Source organism: Mycobacteroides immunogenum, from assembly GCF_001605725.1.
In the GTDB taxonomy this organism is placed as follows: domain Bacteria; phylum Actinomycetota; class Actinomycetes; order Mycobacteriales; family Mycobacteriaceae; genus Mycobacterium; species Mycobacterium immunogenum.
The window spans coordinates 4202154-4221822 of sequence record NZ_CP011530.1 but is presented as its reverse complement, the minus strand read 5'-3'; the positions used below and the strand labels follow the sequence as shown (position 1 = coordinate 4221822).

The window sequence follows — 19669 nt, the reverse complement described above, 5'->3', positions numbered from 1 at the left end:
TGCGCAGCGTCAATTGGCGACCGTAAATCGCTCGCGCCGGTGTGCCGGGTGTTCGAGTTCGTCGGCTACCGCGACCGCGAAATCTTCGGCCGAGATGCGCTGGCCCGCCGGGGAGTCACCTGCGACGCGGTAGGAACCCGTGCGCTCTCCCGGCTCGATAAGCGGCGCCGGGGAGAGGTACACCCAGTCCACGTCTTGTCCGGTCCGCTCGAGTATCTCCAGCGCGGCACCCTGAGTCAGCGCCTCGGCGCGGTATGCCTCCGGGAACTCCGGGGAGTCGACCAGGCGTATTCCGTTGACGCGGAGCGTTCCCGCGCCGCCGACGACGAACAGCCGGGTGCCGCGCAGGTTTGCGGCGGCTGTGCTGATCGCGTCGATGAATTCGCTGTGTGGTTCACCGGAACGGCTTGGTCCGATCGCGGAGACAACAGCGTCATGCTCGGCGGCGGCTGTCGCCACGAGAGTGCTGTCGGAGAGTGTCCCGGGTTGGGCGTCGTCACTACCGCGGCGGCTGTATCCGGTCACCTCGTGTCCGCGTCCGCGTAGCTCGGCGGCGATGCGCGAGCCGACCATTCCGGTTGCGCCGAATATTGCGATCTTCATGGGGCTAGTCCCTTCTTCGATTCGTGCGAACGCCCCGACGGTATCCAGTGGTAACTTGGTACCTCAAAGTAACTAATGGAGTTTTCGATGTCTGCCTCGTCACAGCCCATGGATGACTGGTTGGGAAATCTGTTCGACACGGAATGCCCCACCCGGATCGTGTTGGACAGAGTCGGGGACAAGTGGACAGTCCTGGTGGTCGCGGCCCTTGCCGACGGACCCTTGCGGTTCACTGTCCTGCGCGATCGCGTCGGCGGCGTAACCGGCAAGGTGCTCACGTCCACGCTGCGCTCGATGCTCCGCGACGGCTTGGTGACGCGGATGGCTTATGCCACCGTCCCGCCGACAGTGGAATACCAGCTGACCGAGTTGGGCGTTTCGCTTCGCGAGCCCATCGACCACCTGCGGGCGTGGGCTGAGCGCAATGTGGCGCGCATCGTGCGCAACCGGGAAGCCCATGATGGAGCCTTGTCGTCGACGGACGTAACCATCGGGTGACTACGCCCTGGTGCGCGTGAAGTTCAGAGGTTGTGCAATAAGACGAGCGTCCTGATGAGGACGAGCGCGCACAGCGCCGGCCAGTACCAAATGTGCCAGTGACACAAGTGCCCGATGCCCATCGCAACGGCCGCGGCCACGCACGTGACCGCGGTCAGTAACGACCAGACGAATAACGCGGCGGCGGCATCGGCCTGATCGGGGACGGCGCCACTGAATGCCAGCGGAAAGATCGCGGTGAACGTGACGATTCCTGCCGCCACGCTGACCAGCAGCCAGAGCAGCCAGCTGGCGATGGACTCCGCGGTCCCCGGTTTCCGGCCCGCGGCCGCTGTCGTCATGACAGCGATGCTAGGTGAGCACGCAATGAGTTTTGCTGAAAATTGTTGCCATGCATTGATTGCAGTGGGTGCACCGCGAATGCGTCTGCCGGTCGGCCGCCACCCGATTCACCAGATCCGGATCGGCGAGCAACGCGCGGCCCATGGCCACAAAATCGAAGCCCTCGGCCATGGCCAGGTCCATCGACTCGCCGCCGGCGATGCCGCCCAAGAGAATCAGCGGCATGTCCAGCTCGGCGCGGAATCGGCGGGCATCGTCCAGCAGAAAGGCGTCGCGGTAGGGATAGGACCGGAAGAACTTCTTTCCCGTCAGCCGTACGCCCCACCCCATGGGCTTGGGGAAGCCCTGGGCGAGCTCGCGGATTGGAACGTCGCCGCGGAACAAGTACATGGGATTGACCAGGGAGCTGCCCGCGGTCAGCTCCAGGGCATCGAGCCCACCGTCCTCTTGCAGCCATTTGGCCGTCTGCAGGGATTCCTCGATGGGAATGCCGCCGCGGATGCCGTCGGTCATGGTCAGCTTCGCGGTGACGGCCAGCCGCCCGCCGGCGACCTTGCGTACCGCCTGCACCACGGCACGGGCCACCTTGGCACGGTTGGCCAGTGAGCCGCCGTACTCGTCGCCGCGCCGATTGAACAGCGGGCTCAGGAATGAGCTCACGAAATATCCGTGACCCAAATGGATTTCGACGGCATCGAAACCTGCCTCGATGGCCAGCCGGGCCGCGTTCGCGTGCGCGGCGATCACACCGTCGATGTCCGAGGCGCTGGCCCGGCGGGCGAATTTCATGCCCAACGGGTTGAAGAACCGGATCGGCGACAGCGCCGGGAATCCGTTGGATCGTGCGTTGGCGACCGGGCCGGCGTGGCCGATCTGTGCCGATACGGCGGCACCGGTGTCGTGGATCGCACTGGTGAGGCGGCGCAGCCCGGGGATGGCTTCTTCGCGCATCCAGACCTGGCCGTATTCGGTGCGTCCCTCGGGGGCGACGGCGCAATACGCGACCGTGGTCATGCCGACCCCGCCGAGTGCGGGTTTGCGGTGATATTCGATGAGATCGTCGGTCACGAAGGCGTCGGGGGAGGCGGCCTCGAACGTGGCGGCCTTGATTGTCCGGTTGCGCAGGGTGATGGGGCCGAGTCGCGCGGGCGCCAACACGTCGGGAACTCCAGCGGCGTCACTGCCCATGGGCGGGACATTACGCCGCGACGACGGGCGACAGATTCTGGATGTGGACTCCTACTTTTCGGCACGCGCGGTGGATGTACGTTCGTCGTATGACCTCCCTGAATTTGTCGGCCGACGAAGTTCTGACCACCACCCGTTCGGTGCGCAAGCGCCTGGATTTCGACAAGCCCGTCGAGCGCGCGGTTGTCGAGGAATGCCTGAATATCGCGCTGCAGGCACCGACCGGTTCCAACCATCAGGGCTGGCACTGGGTGATCGTGGAGGACGCCGGCAAGAAGAAGGCGATCGCCGACATCTACCGCGAGGGCTGGAACAAGTACGCCAAGGGCGCGGGCGCCACCTACGCCGAAGGTGATTCTCGGGCAGAGCGCAAGGCAAAGGTCGTGGATTCGGCCGGCTACCTCGCCGAGAACTTCGAGCGCTCGCCGCTGTTCCTCATTCCCTGCATCGAGGGACGCCTCGACAATCTGCCGGTGGTGGGTGCGGCATCGTCGTGGGGATCGCTGCTCCCCGCGGTGTGGAGCTTCATGCTTGCCGCGCGTAACCGCGGTCTGGGGTCGGCCTGGACGACATTGCACCTGATGGACGACGGTGAGAAGCGCACCGCGGACATCCTGGGTATCCCGTTCGACAAGATCACCCAGGGTGGGCTGTTCCCCATCGCGTACACCGTCGGCACCGACTTCCAGCTCGCCAAGCGTCAGCCGCTCGCCGACGTCCTGCACTGGGACACGTGGTGAGGGGCGATGAGCCGCTTGCGCGAAGAGCTGTAGGCCCAGGAATACTGGGCGTGTGACGGCGACTCGACTTGACGGCAAGGCCACCCGCGATGAGATTTTTGTGGAGCTGGCCACCCGCGCCGCGGCGCTGAAGGCGGCGGGCAAGACACCGGGGCTGGGCACCATCCTGGTGGGTGACGACCCGGGCTCGCACGCCTATGTGCGTGGCAAGCACGCGGACTGCGCCAAGGTGGGCCTCAACTCGATCCGCCGCGATCTGCCCGCCGATATCGACCAGGCCACGCTGTGCGCCACCATCGACGAGCTGAACGCCAACCCGGATTGCACGGGCTACATCGTGCAGCTGCCGTTGCCCAAGCATCTCGACGAGAACGAGGCGCTGGAGCGCATCGATCCCGACAAGGACGCCGACGGGCTGCACCCGACGAACCTGGGGCGGCTGGTACTGGGCAAGGAAGCGCCGCTTCCGTGCACGCCGCGGGGCATCGTCTATCTGCTGCGTCGCTACGACGTCGCACTCGACGGCGCACATGTGGTGGTGATCGGCCGTGGCGTCACGGTGGGGCGTCCCCTGGGGCTGCTGCTCACCCGGCGCTCGGAGAATGCGACAGTCACCCTGTGCCACACCGGAACCCGTGACCTGGCCGCGCTGACCCGGCAGGCCGACATCATCGTGGCCGCCGCCGGCGTGCCGCACATGGTGACCGCCGACATGGTCAAGCCGGGCGCCGCGGTGATCGACGTGGGCGTGAGCCGGGTCGACGACAAGTTGACCGGCGACGTGGCCGAGGATGTCTGGGATGTCGCCGGGTACGTCTCGCCCAACCCCGGTGGGGTCGGGCCGCTGACCCGAGCCTTCTTGCTCACCAACGTGATCGAGCGAGCGGAGCGTTCGTGACCACTACCCGGGACCTGTTCGGCGACGCGTTGGATGCCGTCCGCCGATTTGCCCGTGAACAGTGGCCGATTCTGGTGGTGTCAGCGGTTTTTCTGGTGGCGTTGGGTTTGGTGATCGCCGACCGCTGGCGGCGCGGTGCGTTGGTGGTCGGCATCGCCGTCGGTATCGCGGCGGCGATGCGCCTGGTGCTTACCGACGAGACCGCGGGCCTACTTGCGGTGCGCAGCAAGACCTTTGATGTGGGGGCTCTCGGTGCCGTCGCGGCGGCGATGGTCTACCTTGCGTTGACCATCGATCCGCTGGGTACCGGCTAGGGCGCTACTTGAGCAGCTGCACCGACCGCGCGATGGAGTCGGCCTGCTCGCCCAGGAACTGCTCGGACGGTTCGCTGTTGGCGCCGACCACATTGGTGGTGGCGATCTGCCAACGCTGATCGCCTTGCCCCACGAAGGCCACGTAGATCTTTGGCGTGGCGGCTACCGGTGGCTTGCCCTCGGCGGCCGGTGGCTTCTCCAGCTCCAGGCTGGCCGAGGCGCCGGGCAGATTGGGGCCATCCCATGAGTCTCGTTTGTCCGCAGTGACTTTCGACTTGCGGGTCTTGACGAAGTCGCTCACCGCGTCGGCGTTGGATGCGGCCAGCCAGCCCTTCACCTCGGGGGCGTCATCGGACGGTGCCAGCTTGCGGATCCGCACGTACTGGGCCAGCTCCGATGATTCCCACTTCGGCCGGACCTGGTAGGTGACCAGTCCCTTGTTGTTGTGCACCCCGTCGGCGAAGGACACCCAGTCATTGGGTGTGCTGATGTAGATGCCCAGGTCGGGGATGAACTGGCGGGTATGCCGCTCGGCAGGCGCACTGCTCGAGGTGGGCTCGGACGCACTCGGAGCCTCGGAGGGTGACCCGTTGGAGCCACAGCTGGCGAGTGCCGGGGTCAGGAGCGTGGTGGTGACAAAGAGGGCTGCCAGCAGGCGGCGATCCGTATGCACGGGTACACCGTAGCGGCACCGGGGCGCGCGCGTCTTGGGAAGAACCCTGTGAATTGAGGCACCCGTTCAGTGATTCAGGGTCGCCCGGATGCTCACCGTCACGTAGGGCAGCGCAAGACCCGTCGACTGTGCCAGCGCGGGATGGGTGGCAAGCAGCTCGCGAACCTGCTGCAGGGTCTTCTTCCGGGCGGCCTCGGGGGCGGTGATGCAGTAGCTGCGTGAGGCCACCATATCTAGAAGTGCTTGCGGGGTAAGGTAACTCGTCCACTCCACCTGGTGGCGCTCTTGCGCTGTGAACGGTGCGGGAAGCTCCTGGATGTCGGCCGAGTCCGACGCGTTCTCATGGCCGATGATGTGCCCCAGGTCCGACACCCAGCCCAGGCGTTCGTCGCGCACATTCCACACCAGGCCCAGTCGCCCGCCCGGGCGGAGTACTCGTGCCACCTCGGGGATGGCGCGCTCGGGGTCCACCCAATGCCAGGCCTGCGCCACCAGCACGGCATCCACGCTGTTGTCGGGCAGTGGAATCTCTTCGGCGGTGCCCAGTAGCGCGGGGGTATCGGGCAGCGAATTGCTCAGCACCTCAAGCATTTCGGCGAGGGGATCGACCGCGACGACATTGAGTCCGCGCTCCACCAGGCGGGTGGTCAGCTTGCCGGTGCCTGCGCCCAGATCCAGGACATCGTGCGCTCCGGGCGGCAGCAGCCAATCGATTGCCTCGGGTGGATACGAGGGCCGGCCTCGTTCGTAGGCGGCTGCCTGCGAACCGAACGACAGCGATGGTTCTGCTTGTGCGTCCGGCATTCGCGCTCCCTCTGGTCCGGTGTTTACGAAGCCTGTGTTGCCTTGGCCAGTGCGAGCGTCTCCCGCACCAGCTCGCTCACCGCATCGAACTCGATGAGGAACGCGTCATGGCCGTGCACAGACTCAACCACCCGCAAGCCGGTACAACCCGGCAGCAGGTCCGCTAATTCCTCCTGCAGTCGCAACGGGTACAGCCGATCGGAGGTGATGCCGCCGACCACGACGGGGACCGGGCAGCTCTTCAACGCCTTCTCGACGCCTCCACGGCCGCGGCCCACATCGTGGCGGTTGAGCGATTCGGTCAGGATGACGTAGCTGCCCGCGTCGAAGCGCCGAATGAACTTGTTGCCCTGATGTTCCAGGTAGCTCTGCACCGCGTACCGGCCGTCCGCCCAGGGGTCCTCGGGTCCGTCCGGGCCGACCTGCGGGCTGTTGCCGAACCGGGTGTCCAGCTCGACCTCGCCGCGATAGGTCAGGTGTGCGATGCGCCGGGCCAGATTCAGGCCGTTAACGGGGCTGCGTCCACTGCCGTGATAGTCACCGCCCTGCCAGTCCGGGTCGGCCTGGATCGCGGCGATCTGCGTGCTCTGCGTGCCGATCTGGTCGCCGGTTGCCCTCGCGCCGACCGCCAGCACCAGCGCCGCACGTACCGAATCCGGGTGCGTCACGGCCCATTCCAGTGCGCGTGCGCCACCCATCGATCCACCGACGACGGCGGCCACCTCGGTGATACCCAGTTGCGCAAGTGCGGCGACATCGGCGTGCACCTGGTCGCGCACCGATACCTCGGGGAATCGTGAACCCCACGGCTTGCCGTCAGCGGCGAGTGACGTGGGGCCGGTGGTGCCCCGGCAACCGCCCAGGACGTTGGTGGCGACGGCACACCAATGGTTGGTGTCGATGGCCGCGCCCGGGCCGATGATGCCCTCCCACCACCCGCCGGTGATGTGCTCGGGTCCGGCGGGCCCCACCACGTGAGAATCGGCGGTGAGCGCATGGCAGACGAAGACCACGTTGTCGCGGCGGGGCGAGAGCTCTCCCCAGCTCTGCACCGCGACGGTCACGTCGTCGATCACGGCACCGCTTTCCAGCGTCACCGAACCGATTGGCACATAGGCGATCTCATCGCCCTGGGGCAGGGCAATGCCGGGCGCCGGCAGCTGCTGGCCGGCGGATGAGCCGCTTGCGCGAAGATCGTCGGTCAAGGTCACGATGATGCCACCGCCGCGGGTTGTTTGAGCCGGCGCACGGCCGCGAATCCGGACTCCAGGTCGGCCAGGATGTCGTCGATGCCCTCGATGCCGACGGCCAACCGGACCAGTCCCGGTGTGACGCCCGAGGCCGCCTGCTCGGTGGGCGAAAGCTGTCCGTGCGTGGTGGTGGCGGGGTGGATGACCAGGGAGCGCACATCGCCGATGTTGGCCACCTGGCTGTGCAGGGTCAGCGAATCGATGAAGGTGGTCGCCGCCTCGACGCCGCCGTCCAGTTCGAAAGCGAGCACGGCACCGGCACCCTTGGGGGCCAGGGCCTGCGCGCGCTCGTACCAGGGCGACGTGGGCAGCCCGGCGTAGTTGACGCGGGTGACTTCCGGCTGGCTGACCAGGAACTCGGCCACCCGCTGTGCGTTCGCGACGTGCCGCTCCACGCGCAGGCTCAATGTTTCCAGGCCCTGGGCGATGAGGAAGGCGTTGAACGGTGAGATGGCCGGACCGAGATCGCGCAGTAGCTGCACACGTGCCTTGAGGGCATAGGCGGGCGCGCCCAGGTCGGCGAACACCACCCCGTGGTAGCTCGGATCCGGGGTGGTGAACCCGGGATGACGCCCCTGGGTCCAGTCGAACGTGCCGCCGTCGATGATCACGCCACCGATGGCATTGCCGTGTCCGCCAAGGTATTTGGTGGCCGAGTGCACCACTACGTCGGCCCCGTGCGCCAGCGGCTGAATCAGGTACGGCGTGGCGACGGTGTTGTCGACGATCAGGGGGATACCTGCCGCGTGCGCGATCTCGGACAGGCCCGCGATATCGAGAATGTCGTTCTGCGGGTTGGAGATCGACTCGGCGAACAGCGCCTTGGTGTCCGGGGTGATGGCCTTGCGCCACGACTCCAGATCGTCGGGGTCGTCGACGAAGGTGGTCGAGATGCCCAGGCGCGGCAGGGTGTAGTGCAGCAGGTTGTAGGTGCCGCCGTACAGCCGGGGGCTGGACACGATGTTGTCGCCGGCCTGCGCGATGTTCACGATCGCCAGGGTCGCCGCGGCCTGCCCGGATGCCAGCAGCAGCGCCGCCACCCCGCCTTCCAGGGCGGCGATGCGCTGCTCGACAACGTCCTGGGTGGGGTTGCCGATGCGGGTGTAGATGTTGCCTTCTTCGGACAATCCGAAGAGCGCGGCGGCGTGCGCGGTGTCATTGAAGACGTAAGAGGTGGTCTGGTAGATCGGCAGGGCCCGGGCGTTGGTCGCCGTGTCGGCGGACTGGCCCGCGTGGATCTGCTTGGTCTCGAAGGTCCACTGGGCGGTGCGGTCGATATCGGTCATGGAGCTCTCCTGGGAGTGGTCGGGTAGGGAGGTCAGGGCTGGGGGCAACAGTGACAGTGCTGATGAGCCGCTGGCGCGAAGAACAACCGGAACCGACAACAGGAACGCAGGGACCTACCCCCGGGTGACAAATACTCCATCGGGCCAACCTGTCTTCTCGGGGCCCGCCATCGGACCCGCGCTTGCCGTGTGGCCGACCGTTCCGTCATCAACCTCTGACAGCCAGTCGGCTACTCAACCTGGTCATCACCCGGGGCACCCCACCGCGGTTGGAGGGTTGCCGACCAGCGAGCCGGGGCTTGACGCTGGTACTCATGACCGATTAGCAGCGTATCTCAATTCACCGAATGGTTGCCACCAGGTAGTCCAAGCACGTATGGGAGCGCGATCACAGGCCGTCCGCCCGCCTAGGCTCGGAGCCGACGTGATACTGAATAGGAGCCCGTGTGACCCACGGGGTACCTGAGATTTTGACCGACCAACAAGTCCGATCAACGATGCCGGGAGTGACCATGAGTGCGCAGCAGCCGACCATCATCTACACGCTGACAGACGAGGCGCCGCTGCTCGCGACGTACTCCTTCTTGCCGATCATCCGGGCATTCGCCGGACCGGCCGGTATCGATGTCCAAACCAGTGACATCTCGGTCGCGGCGCGCATCCTCGCCGAGTTCGCCGAATACCTCCCCGAAGACCAGCAGGTTCCGGACAACCTGGCCGAGTTGGGCCGGCTGACGCAGCTGCCCGAGACCAACATCATCAAGCTGCCCAACATCAGCGCATCGGTGCCGCAACTGCTCGCCGCCATCAAGGAACTGCAGGGCAAGGGCTACAAGCTGCCCGACTACCCCGGTGACCCCAAGAACGACGAAGAGCAGGCGATCAAGGCCCGTTACACCAAGTGTCTCGGCAGTGCCGTGAATCCTGTTCTGCGCGAAGGAAACTCGGATCGGCGCGCGCCGAAGGCCGTCAAGGAATACGCCCGCAAGCACCCGCACAGCATGGGGAAGTGGTCGCAGGCCTCGCGTACTCACGTCGCCACCATGAAGGAGGGCGATTTCTACCACGGTGAGAAGTCGCTGACGCTGGACCGCGACCGCAAGGTCAAGATGGTGCTGACCACCAAGAGCGGCGAGACCGTCGTGCTCAAGCCCGAGGTCAAGCTGGGCGAGGGCGACATCATCGACAGCATGTTCATGAGCAAGAAGGCGCTCTGCGACTTCTACGAGGAGCAGATCGAGGACGCCTACAAGACCGGCGTGATGCTGTCCCTGCACGTCAAGGCCACCATGATGCGGGTCAGCCACCCGATCGTGTTCGGCCACGCGGTCAAGATCTTCTACAAGGACGCCTTCGCCAAGCATCAGGAGCTGTTCGACGAGCTGGGCGTCAACGTCAACAACGGCATGTCCGACCTGTACAGCAAGATCGAGGCGCTGCCCGCGTCGCAGCACGAGGAGATCATCCGCGACCTGCACGCCTGCCATGAGCACCGTCCCGAGCTGGCGATGGTGGACTCGGCCAAGGGCATCTCGAACTTCCACTCGCCCAGCGACGTGATCGTCGACGCCTCGATGCCCGCCATGATCCGCGCAGGCGGCAAGATGTACGGCGCCGACGGCAAGCTCAAGGACACCAAGGCCGTCAACCCGGAGTCGACCTTCTCCCGGATTTACCAGGAGATGATCAATTTCGTGAAGACCCACGGCCAGTTCGATCCCCGGACTATGGGCACCGTGCCCAACGTCGGCCTGATGGCGCAGAAGGCCGAGGAGTACGGCAGCCACGACAAGACCTTCGAGATCACCGAGGCGGGTGTCGCCGACGTCGTCGACATCGAGACCGGTGAGGTGCTGCTGACCCAGAACGTCGAAGAGGGCGACATCTGGCGCATGCCGGTCGTTCGCGACGCGGCGATCAAGGACTGGGTGAAGCTGGCCGTCACGCGTGCCCGCGAGTCGGGGATGACCGTGGTGTTCTGGCTGGACACCGAGCGCCCGCACGAGAACGAGCTGCGCAAGAAGGTCAAGGCCTACCTCAAGGACCACGACACCGAGGGCCTGGAGATCCAGATCATGCCGCAGGTATGGGCGATCCGGTACACCATGGAGCGGGTCATCCGCGGGCTCGACACCATCTCGGCGACCGGCAACATCCTGCGTGACTACCTGACCGACCTTTTCCCGATCCTGGAGCTGGGCACCAGCGCCAAGATGCTGTCCATCGTGCCGCTGATGGCCGGCGGTGGACTGTACGAGACGGGTGCCGGCGGTTCGGCACCTAAGCACGTCAGCCAGCTGGTCGAGGAGAACCACCTGCGGTGGGATTCGCTCGGTGAGTTCCTGGCGCTGGCGGTCAGCCTCGAAGACCTGGGCATCAAGACCGGAAACGCCCGGGCCAAGATCCTGGCCACCACGCTGGATGCCGCGACCGGGAAGCTGCTGGAGAACGACAAGAGCCCGTCACGCAAGGCCGGCGAGCTGGACAACCGCGGCAGCCAGTTCTACCTGGCGTTGTACTGGGCGGCCGAGCTGGCCGCGCAGACCGAGGACGTGGAGCTGGCCGAGCTGTTCGCGCCGCTGGCCAAGCAGCTGGTCGAGAACGAGGACGAGATCGTCGCCGAGCTCGCGGCCGTGCAGGGCAGCCCCGCCGATATCGGCGGCTACTACGCGCCGGACCCCGAGAAGACCGCCGCGGTGATGCGCCCGAGTGCGACCTTCAACAGCGTCCTGGCATCCGTCGTCGAAGCCTAAGTCCTTACAGCGCCGACAGGCCGCGTTCTGACGCGTTTCCCGAGAGGGATGCGCAGAACGCGGCGTGTCGGCGTTTACGGGGTGACTAGCCGGCGTCGGAGGCCGCACCGCGCTTGGCGGCGACGAGCGGATCGATCAGGTCGGTGATCACTTCGGTGACCTGACCCGGCGCCTCGAGCATGGGCACATGTCCCATGCCCGCCAAGGTGATCCGCCGGGCGCCGGAGGGCAGCCCCTGACCGATCAGCGTGCCGAAGCGGCCGGGAGGCACGATCTCGTCCTTCTCGCAGAGCACCAGCTGCGCGGGCACCGAAATGGTGTTCAGGTTCTGCAGGCCCGGTGCGGGCAGGATCGATGTCAGCGACGCGAAATATGCCGGGCAGTGGGTGATGTCCTCGAAGATGCTGTGGAAGTCCGGCAGGCTCAGCGCCTCGGTCTCCCCGCATAGGGCGCGCGCGGTGGCGAATTTGACGAACGGCAGGCCCGCCGCGCGGCGGCCCAGCAGCCGTGAGAACGCCAGCCAGGGCAGCATGGCCGCGAACTTCACCACGATCTCCGCCTTCAGCGCCGAGTACTTGGTCCAACCGCCGGCGGGAGCGATGGCGGTGACGCTGCGGGCGCGACCACGCTGCGCCAGGCCCAGGGCGATCCAGCCGCCCAGCGAGTTGCCGACCAGATGTGCTGTTTCCCAGCCCTTTTGATCCATGATCTGCTCGAGTTGGTCCAGATAGACATCGACCGACCGCTGTGAGAACGGAGGTAGCTTGGGCATCGGGCCGCCGCCGTTGTGCCCGGGATAGGTCGGGGCGAACACCTCATACCCGGCGTCGGCGAGCTGCTCGGCGACCGTCTCCCAGACCGACTGCGACAGCATGAACGGGTGTAGCAGCAGCACCGGCTCGCCCGCGCCCATCTCGATGGGTGCACGCCGGTTCGACGGCTTCGACAAGATGGCTTCCAGCATGCGGTCCTCCTAGTGCGCCAACCTCTGCGTTGACATTACTGTCTGTTGCGTCAATTTACAGGCCCCTATTTCCGCGCTCGCTCAGGCTCACTCGGGACTGTCACACCACTCGACTATCGTCGGCGACCGATGAGCGCCAAGAAGATCACCGTCACCACCATCAACGTCAACGGCATCCGAGCCGCCGTCAAGGAACGGTCCGCGGAGAACCGTGGACTGCTGCCCTGGCTGGAGCAGACGAGCGCCGACATCGTGTGTCTGCAGGAGGTGCGCGCCGAGGAGGAGCAGCTGCTGGAGGCGCTGGCCCCGGCCCTGGCGGCCGGGTGGCAGGTGGTCAGCGCCGCGTCCAGTGTGAAGGGGCGCAGCGGTGTGGGGATTCTGAGCCGCGTTCCGGCGACCGCGACCAGGGTGGCTTTGGACGCCGACGGCGGCGAATTCGATGAGTCGGGCCGGTATCTGGAGGCCGAGATCGGCGACCTCACCGTGGCGAGCATCTACCTGCCCACCGGTGAGGCGGGCACCGAACGCCAGGAAGAGAAGGAGCGCTTCATGGCGGCGGTGGGTGCCAGGATGGGGAAGTTGGCCGCCAGCGGCCGTGACGCGGTGATCTGTGGCGATTGGAACATCGGCCATACCGAGCGAGATATCAAGGCGTGGAAGGCGAACCAGAAGAAGGCGGGCTTCCTGCCGGAGGAGCGGGCATGGGTGGGCTCGTTGCTGGAAGCCGGCTGGGTCGACAGTTTCCGGCTACTGCATCCGGATGTGGACGGGCCGTACAGCTGGTGGTCGTGGCGCGGCAAGGCCTTCGACAACGATGCCGGATGGCGCATCGACTATCACCTGGCCACCCCCGATCTGGGTCGGCGTGCGCATTCGGCGCGAGTCGAGCGGGCGGAGGCCTACGCACTGCGCTGGTCCGACCATGCGCCGGTGACGGTGGAGTACCGCTAGGTATCCCGCACACCGAGCGGCAGCCAAAATCGCTTTGACCGGGCATGCCAGGATGGACGCACTATGACTGCCGAAACCGCCGCCCGGGGACGCCTGTTCTCCGGCATTCAACCCACCGCCGATTCCCTTCATCTCGGAAATGTGCTGGGTGCGGTGCAGCAGTGGGTGCGGTTGCAGCACGAGTACGAGGCGCTGTTCTGCGTCGTGGACCTGCACGCCATCACCGTCGCGCAGGACCCCGAGGAACTGCGGCGGCGCACCCGCGCGGTGGTCGCGCAGTACGTAGCGCTCGGCGTCGACCCGGCCGTGAGCGCCATCTTCGTACAAAGCCATGTGCCGGCACATGCCGAATTGGCTTGGGTACTGGGCTGTTTGACCGGCTATGGGGAAGCCGCCCGGATGACCCAGTTCAAGGACAAGTCGGCCAAGCAGGGTAACGACGCCACCACGGTGGGCCTGTTCACCTACCCGGTGCTGATGGCCGCCGATATCTTGCTGTACCAGACCAATGTGGTGCCGGTCGGAGACGACCAGCGTCAGCACCTCGAACTGACTCGCGATGTGGCGCAGCGATTCAACGGTCGATACGGCCAGACCTTTGTGCTGCCGGAGACGTTCGTGCCGAAGAACGCGGCCCGCATCTACGACTTGCAAGACCCGACGGTCAAGATGAGCAAGTCGGCCTCTACCCCCGCCGGCCTGATCAATCTGCTCGATGAACCGGCGGCCTCGGCCAAGAAGGTCAAGTCGGCGCAGACCGACAGCGACCGGGAGATCCGGTTCGATCGGGAGGCCAAGCCGGGTGTCTCGAACTTGCTGAGCATTCAGTCCGCCCTCACCGGTGCCGATATCGACGGCCTCGTCGACGGGTACGCCGGGCGCGGCTACGGGGACCTGAAGAAGGACACCGCCGAGGCGCTGGTCGAGTTCGTCACGCCGGTCCGGGATCGGACGAATGAGCTGCTCACCGACACCGCGGCCCTGGACGACATCCTGGCGTCCGGCGCGGCGCGCGCCCAGGAGCTGGCGGAGAAGACTCTCACCGAGGTCTACGACCGGATAGGGTTTGTCCGGCCCGCGAGGTAGCGAACAGCAGAGGCGGTGAGTGGTGGCCGGAGACGATAAGCCTGGGATTCTTGACCGCTATCGCGCACGATTTCCCTGGTTCGACCACATCATGCGCATGCAAGAGCGGTACGGAAAGGTAAACGGCAACTTCTTCGCCGCGGGAATCACCTATTTCACGGTCTTTGCGCTGTTTCCGCTCATGATGGTCGCGTTCGCGGCCATGGGGTTTGTGTTGTCCCGCCGCCCGGACACGATTGCGGAGCTACGCGGCCGCATTAGTGGGGCCATCTCCGGTGAGGTGGGCAACCAGCTAATCAATTTGATGGATACGGCGATTGCTTCGCGCACGAGCCTGGGTATCGCAGGTCTGGCGACCGCGGCCTGGGCCGGGCTGGGCTGGATGGCCAACGTGCGGGCGGCGCTCAGTGCCATGTGGGAGCAGCCCAACGACTCGGAGAACTTCGTCAAGGGCAAGCTGTCGGACCTGCTCGCGCTCGGCTCCACATTCGTGGCGCTCGCACTCACCATCGCGGTGACCGCCGTCGGCGACGAGAAGACGATCCTGCGCGTACTCGGCTGGCTGGGGTTGCATGACGTCACCATCCCGTCGGTGCTGCTCAAAGTGGTGACCATCGGGATAGCGACCGTGTTGTCCTGGGCGTTGTTCACCTGGATGATCGCGCGGCTGCCCAGGGAGCGGCTGCCGTTCTCAAGTTCGGTGCGGGCGGGGCTCATCGCGGCGATCGGTTTCGAGTTGTTCAAGCAGGTTGCCTCGATCTACCTGAGCGTGATCATGCACGGTCCGGCGGGTTCCACGTTCGGGCCGGTGCTCGGCATCATGGTGTTCGCGTACATCACCGCGCGTCTGCTGCTCTACGCCACCGCGTGGGCGGCCACGTCCGACGAGAACCGGCCATATGCCTATGTGCCACCGCCCGAACCCGTGGTCATCACCACGCGGGTCGAGACCGTGGAGCGCCCGTCCAAGCTGGGAGTGATTGCCGCGTTTGGAGCCGGAGTTCTTGGTGCGATCGGTATTTCGTGGCTGGGCCGCGGCGGCGACTAGGCCTGACGGCGATTGAGTGAGCGGGCCGCCAGGATGAGGCCGAACACGATCATCGCGCCGATGATGGTCACACCCACCCGCACCGGAACGCTGTTGACCGCCTCGGCGGGCAGACCCGCGGCCTGTGCCACGGGTGTGTCGTCGGCATGCGGTTTGGTCAACAGCGACGGGTCCGGATCGACAAGCTTGCCGATAGAAGCATCACGCGGCGTGGAGAACCCGTAGTCCAGCAGATGAGCCGCCTGCTCCCAGGGGGCGATCGGCAGGCGAGTGCCGCGCAACATGGTGACCACCAGCCGGCGGCCGTCGCGTTCGGCGGCGCCGACAAAGGTCTGTTGCGCGTCGTCGGTGTATCCGGTCTTGCCGCCGAGCGCGCCGGGGTAGTTGTAGAGCAGCTTGTTGTCGTTCGTCATCTCGTATGCCGGATGGTTGTCGGGCTCACCGGGTTTGGCGGGATGACCGGGGAACGTGGCCTTCGGCTCCGATACCAGATCGGCGAAGGTGGGGTCGGCGAACGCGTATTTGTAGAACAGGCCGAGGTCGTAGGCGGAGGTGCTCATGCCGGGGCCGTCGAGGCCGGACGGGGTGGCCGCGCGGGTGTCCCGTGCGCCGAGTTTCTGCGCCATGTCGTTGATCTTGGCGACGGTCTCGTCCATCCCGCCGAGCTGTACCGCCAGCGCGTGCGCGGCGTCGTTGCCCGAGTTCATCAGCAGGCCGGTCAGTAGCTGCCGGACCGTGTAGGTGCCGCCGACATCGACCCCCACCCGGGTGCCTTCGCTGTTCGCGTCATCCTGGGTACCCACCACCGCTTGGTTGAGGTTCAGGTTGTTGATGGCCTCCATGGCGACCAGCACCTTGATGACACTGGCGGGACGGTGCCGGGCATGAGGGTCCTTGGCGGCCACCACATTGCCGGTGTTCAGATCGGCGATGAGCCACGATTCCGCGGAGACGTCATTGGGTACCGGGCCGGCCCCCTCCGGAGTGATCACATCGCAGCGTCCGAGCATCTCGCCGCCGATGGGCTTGGCCGGTACCGGCAGTGGAGCGGGCGGGTCGCCGCCGGCCTTGGGTACCTCGGAGGTGTCGACGGCGGGCGGGGTCACCACCTTGTAGGGGCAGCCACTGGTGTCGGGCGGCGTGAATCCGGGCTCGGCGCTGGCGAGTGGAGTGCTCAGCGGCAGGGCGGCAACGATCAGCCCGGCGGCGGTGGCAGCGGCAAGACGAGTCGCAGCTGATCGCATGGCCTGGCGGCGCTGTGGCACTGAGGTCCGGGTGGTCATCGCTTCGTCACAGTAAGCGAATGCCACCCTGAACTGGGGGATGTTACGGCTGTGTCGGATGTGACTTACTGGCTTAGCGCCCCGCCGGTGCGATATCGGCCAGGCTGATGTGACCGACGGCGGCCGACCCGATGCAGCCCATCCACAGCCGCCCGCCCGATTCGACGACGCCGGTGACGGTGCGCAGGTCCCGCGACGCGCCGCTGACGTTGGATACCACCTCGCCGGTGTCCGGGTTCACCGCGATGACCCACGGATCGGTGTCCGTCCCCGGCAGCAGGGCATCGGGCAGCTGCCACAGCGCCTTTCGGATGGCGGGCGAGCGAGGGAGTAGCCATTCGGCGAGCGCATTGCGCGGGCTGGCCAGGGTGACCCAGATGCGGCCGTCCGCGCCGGTGCTGATGTTGTCGGGCATGCCCGGGATCTCGTCCAGAATCGGCGTCAGCGTGCCGGCACCCGCGCCGGTGAGCGGATACCGGCTTATCCTGCGGCCGACGGTCTCGGCCACGATCAAGGCGGACTCGTCGGCAGTGAGCGTGACCCCATTGGTGAAGGCCAGTCCGGTGGCGATGGTTGTCACGGTGCCGTCCGGGTCGCGCCGGAACACCCGTCCGGTGGGGCGGCCCTCCAAGATAGCCGCCATGAACTGCTCGAACGGGAAACGCGCCGTCGATTCACTGAAATATATTGTCCCATCCGATGATTCGGTGACATTGGAGCAGAAGATGAGCGGTGGCCCGTCGACCGTGGTGACCACTGGCTCGATATCGCCGGTGGCCGGATCCAGGGCCAGTAGCTTGTCGCGGCTGCATATCAGTAACCGGCCGTCGCGCGCGACGTGCAGGCCCAGGGGCGGATGCTCGGTGGTGGCGACATGCGTGACCTCCGCGCCGTCAGTGCCGCGGGGTGAGATACGAAAGATCCTTCCGTCCGCCACCCCCGCCCAGATGTTTCCCGCGGCATCGGCCACCACGTCTTCGGGGCCGTGCCCGGGCAGCGCCACGATGCTCAGCGGCGGCAGCTGCTGAGCGTTCAGGGAAAGCGCCCGCACTCCGGGCGGTTGCCAGCGGATGGGATCGATCGACGGCTTGGCCATGGGGATGATTATGGCCCCAGCAGATGCTCTCGAATCCGCCAACAGGTGACCACTAACCGATTGATCGTGTACATATCTGAGGTGTGTGGGGGTGGGTTCTTTCGAATGTTCTCGAGATGCCGGATGAGCGATTCCGGGCATGAGCGGCCATCAGCACATCGAGGCGTTGCTCGACATCGGCCGTCCGGCGGACGCGAAGCGTCTTGTCGAAGAGGCGTTGGCGGCCGACCCGGACGATACTCCGCTGCGGATTCTGCTGCTCCGCTGTTTGATCGCCATGGACGACATGGAGACGGCCCTGTCGCTGGTGGACACACTGGGCGCCGAAAATCCGGATTGGGACTGGCTGTACCGGATGCGCGCCGTCGTGCTCATCGGATTGGACAAGCCCATAGCGGCCACGAAGGCCGCCAGGCACGCGGTCGCCCTGGACCCCGAGGACGCCTGGAACCACTACCAGCTGGCCGTCGCACTCAATTCCGCCGCCAGCCGACAGCCCCCGGGCTCCGAAGCCGGTGAGAAGAAAAAAGACGCGGCGCGTAAGGCGGCCGAGCACGCGGTGGCACTGGAGCCGCAGGAACCAGCGCTTCATCGGCTGATCGGCTATCTGCACAGTGAGCCCGAGCATCGCGAGATCCGGGAACGGGCGTGGCGCAAGGCCCTTGAGCTGGATCCGGAAGACACTGCCGCGATGACCGAGCTTGCGGGAGACGAAGCCGTCCGGTCTCTTCGAAGCTCCGGTCTTGACAAGTTGGGTCAAGCGTTGCGCATTGACCCGCAGGGCGCTCCGCATGCCCGCCAGATCGTGGCCGATGCGTTCAAGCGTGCCCTCATGCTTCCGCTGCTGCTCACCGTGCCCAGCGAAATCGCCACCATCGTGTTGGCCCTCGGCTGGGTTCCCGAGACCTGGTGGTCCAGAGCCGTGCCCATTGGATTCGCGGCAGCAAGCCTGATGCTGCTGGCGGAAGCGTTGTTGCGGGTGCGGACCTCGCTCCGCGCGATGGTCATGGGGACGTTGAAACTGACCGGCTGGTTGGTGGCATGGGTTGTGGTCGCCGGCTTGTTGCCGATCCTGTGGTTGGTGACACGCCATTTGATCGTCATGGTTTGTCTGGTGCTGGTACTCATTCCGGGTGGATGCATGGCCGCGGTACTGGCCTGGACCTGGGTCAAGTGGGTGTTCACGCTTGGATGGCGCACCGCGTCGAGCGAGCCGGCGCCGGCGTGGGACGTATATCTGGACAATCAGCTGGGTTCAGCCGGAGGCGCGACATCACAGACGCGGAATCAGAAGTCGCAGAACCGGAATCAGAAGTCGGGGCGGAAAAAGTCCGGAAATTGGCTGGTGTACGCCACGGTCGTCTTCGTCCTTTCGCGGGTTGTTTCCTGTATCGCGCACTCGGGTGACGATCCGTCTCCTCGGCCCCACAGTTCCTATGACGCCGCCCATTTCTCAGCCAGGGATTTCCGGGTCGGTGAGTGCGTCAAGACGGTCGGTGGATATCTCTGGGCGCCGATCACGGTCACGGATTGCGCCGACCCGCGTGCGATCTTCCGGGTCGCCTCGTTGTCCGGGCGGGTCTGTCCGAATGCGGACTATCACCGGTATCAGCCGGTAGCGGTCGAGGTTTCGACAATCTGCCTGGCGAAGAATCTCGGCCAGGGACTGTGCTACTCCTGGCCGGGCTACCGATCAGACCCCGCGGCGCATGTGGCCGCGAAGACGGCGTCGTGTACGGATCCCCGGGTGCATCTCAAAGTGGATAAACGAGTCGACGGCGAAGCGTCGCCGCTGGTGTGCGCGCCAGGTCAGTCTGCGGAGACGTTCCCGATACCGGCGCCGGGCGTCGCCTATTGCTTGAGTGATCCCAATCCGTAGTCGCGGGCTGGCC

19 protein-coding genes and 1 riboswitch are annotated in these 19669 nt (G+C 66.0%); of the genes, 9 read left to right on the top strand and 10 right to left on the bottom strand.

The window, feature by feature from the left end; all coding sequences use genetic code 11:
* Positions 1 to 9: 9 nt before the first annotated feature.
* Positions 10 to 603, bottom strand: coding sequence for an NAD(P)-dependent oxidoreductase (locus ABG82_RS20950; RefSeq protein WP_054173147.1), 594 nt, complete (start codon positions 601 to 603; stop codon positions 10 to 12).
* 87 nt (positions 604 to 690) lie between these two features.
* On the opposite strand from ABG82_RS20950, the gene ABG82_RS20945 reads away from it, so the two are divergent.
* Positions 691 to 1101 carry a winged helix-turn-helix transcriptional regulator gene (locus ABG82_RS20945; protein WP_043076655.1) on the top strand — a complete coding sequence of 137 codons (411 nt, stop codon included), beginning with the start codon at positions 691 to 693 and terminating at the stop codon, positions 1099 to 1101.
* Between the two features lie 23 nt (positions 1102 to 1124).
* Here the strand turns inward: ABG82_RS20945 and ABG82_RS20940 are convergent, their stop codons facing one another.
* Positions 1125 to 1442, bottom strand: coding sequence for a hypothetical protein (locus ABG82_RS20940; RefSeq protein ID WP_043076557.1), 318 nt, complete (start codon positions 1440 to 1442; stop codon positions 1125 to 1127).
* 10 nt (positions 1443 to 1452) lie between these two features.
* Positions 1453 to 2631 carry an NADH:flavin oxidoreductase gene (locus ABG82_RS20935; RefSeq protein WP_043076558.1) on the bottom strand — a complete coding sequence of 393 codons (1179 nt, stop codon included), beginning with the start codon at positions 2629 to 2631 and terminating at the stop codon, positions 1453 to 1455.
* Positions 2632 to 2720: 89 nt separating this feature from the next.
* On the opposite strand from ABG82_RS20935, the gene ABG82_RS20930 reads away from it, so the two are divergent.
* Genes ABG82_RS20930 through ABG82_RS20920 form a run of 3 tightly spaced genes read left to right on the top strand, consistent with a single transcriptional unit; the run spans position 2721 to position 4583 of the window.
* Positions 2721 to 3371 carry a nitroreductase family protein gene (locus ABG82_RS20930; protein WP_043076559.1) on the top strand — a complete coding sequence of 217 codons (651 nt, stop codon included), beginning with the start codon at positions 2721 to 2723 and terminating at the stop codon, positions 3369 to 3371.
* Positions 3372 to 3423: 52 nt separating this feature from the next.
* Positions 3424 to 4269, top strand: coding sequence for a bifunctional methylenetetrahydrofolate dehydrogenase/methenyltetrahydrofolate cyclohydrolase (locus ABG82_RS20925; protein WP_043076560.1), 846 nt, complete (start codon positions 3424 to 3426; stop codon positions 4267 to 4269).
* A complete protein-coding gene (locus ABG82_RS20920; RefSeq protein WP_078343716.1) occupies positions 4266 to 4583 on the top strand; it encodes a DUF3017 domain-containing protein in 318 nt (105 codons plus the stop codon). The genes ABG82_RS20925 and ABG82_RS20920 overlap by 4 nt, the downstream gene beginning before the upstream one ends.
* 4 nt (positions 4584 to 4587) lie before the next feature.
* Here ABG82_RS20920 and ABG82_RS20915 read toward each other — a convergent pair whose 3' ends face one another.
* The 4 genes from ABG82_RS20915 to ABG82_RS20900 all read right to left on the bottom strand — a co-directional run bounded on the left by ABG82_RS20915 (position 4588) and on the right by ABG82_RS20900 (position 8596).
* The gene (locus ABG82_RS20915; RefSeq protein WP_043076561.1) at positions 4588 to 5256 is read right to left on the bottom strand and encodes a hypothetical protein; all 669 of its coding nucleotides are present in this window, start codon (positions 5254 to 5256) and stop codon (positions 4588 to 4590) included.
* Between the two features lie 66 nt (positions 5257 to 5322).
* Positions 5323 to 6060 (bottom strand): class I SAM-dependent methyltransferase, encoded by a 738-nt coding sequence (locus ABG82_RS20910; RefSeq protein ID WP_043076562.1) that lies wholly within the window; start codon positions 6058 to 6060, stop codon positions 5323 to 5325.
* A gap of 23 nt (positions 6061 to 6083) precedes the next feature.
* Positions 6084 to 7220, bottom strand: coding sequence for a homoserine O-acetyltransferase MetX (metX, locus tag ABG82_RS20905; protein WP_043076657.1), 1137 nt, complete (start codon positions 7218 to 7220; stop codon positions 6084 to 6086).
* Positions 7221 to 7267: 47 nt separating this feature from the next.
* Positions 7268 to 8596, bottom strand: coding sequence for a bifunctional o-acetylhomoserine/o-acetylserine sulfhydrylase (locus ABG82_RS20900; protein ID WP_043076563.1), 1329 nt, complete (start codon positions 8594 to 8596; stop codon positions 7268 to 7270).
* Between the two features lie 173 nt (positions 8597 to 8769).
* Positions 8770 to 8916, bottom strand: a riboswitch (SAM riboswitch).
* Between the two features lie 192 nt (positions 8917 to 9108).
* On the opposite strand from ABG82_RS20900, the gene ABG82_RS20895 reads away from it, so the two are divergent.
* Positions 9109 to 11349, top strand: a complete 2241-nt coding sequence (locus ABG82_RS20895; RefSeq protein WP_043076658.1) for an NADP-dependent isocitrate dehydrogenase — start codon at positions 9109 to 9111, stop codon at positions 11347 to 11349.
* 85 nt (positions 11350 to 11434) lie between these two features.
* Here ABG82_RS20895 and ABG82_RS20890 read toward each other — a convergent pair whose 3' ends face one another.
* Positions 11435 to 12313 (bottom strand): alpha/beta fold hydrolase, encoded by an 879-nt coding sequence (locus tag ABG82_RS20890; protein ID WP_043076564.1) that lies wholly within the window; start codon positions 12311 to 12313, stop codon positions 11435 to 11437.
* A gap of 129 nt (positions 12314 to 12442) precedes the next feature.
* On the opposite strand from ABG82_RS20890, the gene ABG82_RS20885 reads away from it, so the two are divergent.
* The 3 genes from ABG82_RS20885 to yhjD all read left to right on the top strand — a co-directional run bounded on the left by ABG82_RS20885 (position 12443) and on the right by yhjD (position 15398).
* On the top strand, positions 12443 to 13264 hold the full coding sequence (locus ABG82_RS20885) for an exodeoxyribonuclease III (RefSeq protein ID WP_043076565.1): 822 nt from the start codon (positions 12443 to 12445) through the stop codon (positions 13262 to 13264).
* A 63-nt stretch (positions 13265 to 13327) separates the two neighbouring features.
* Positions 13328 to 14350, top strand: coding sequence for a tryptophan--tRNA ligase (trpS, locus tag ABG82_RS20880; protein WP_043076566.1), 1023 nt, complete (start codon positions 13328 to 13330; stop codon positions 14348 to 14350).
* A gap of 19 nt (positions 14351 to 14369) precedes the next feature.
* The gene (gene yhjD / locus ABG82_RS20875) at positions 14370 to 15398 is read left to right on the top strand and encodes an inner membrane protein YhjD (RefSeq protein ID WP_078343717.1); all 1029 of its coding nucleotides are present in this window, start codon (positions 14370 to 14372) and stop codon (positions 15396 to 15398) included.
* Here yhjD and ABG82_RS20870 read toward each other — a convergent pair.
* On the bottom strand, positions 15395 to 16681 hold the full coding sequence (locus ABG82_RS20870; RefSeq protein ID WP_043076567.1) for a D-alanyl-D-alanine carboxypeptidase family protein: 1287 nt from the start codon (positions 16679 to 16681) through the stop codon (positions 15395 to 15397). The two genes, yhjD and ABG82_RS20870, sit on opposite strands and share 4 nt — an antisense overlap.
* 73 nt (positions 16682 to 16754) lie before the next feature.
* The gene (locus ABG82_RS20865; RefSeq protein ID WP_043076568.1) at positions 16755 to 17777 is read right to left on the bottom strand and encodes an SMP-30/gluconolactonase/LRE family protein; all 1023 of its coding nucleotides are present in this window, start codon (positions 17775 to 17777) and stop codon (positions 16755 to 16757) included.
* A gap of 139 nt (positions 17778 to 17916) precedes the next feature.
* Here ABG82_RS20865 and ABG82_RS20860 point away from each other — a divergent pair, with 139 nt between their 5' ends.
* On the top strand, positions 17917 to 19656 hold the full coding sequence (locus tag ABG82_RS20860) for a tetratricopeptide repeat protein (protein ID WP_043076569.1): 1740 nt from the start codon (positions 17917 to 17919) through the stop codon (positions 19654 to 19656).
* Positions 19657 to 19669 lie beyond the last annotated feature (13 nt).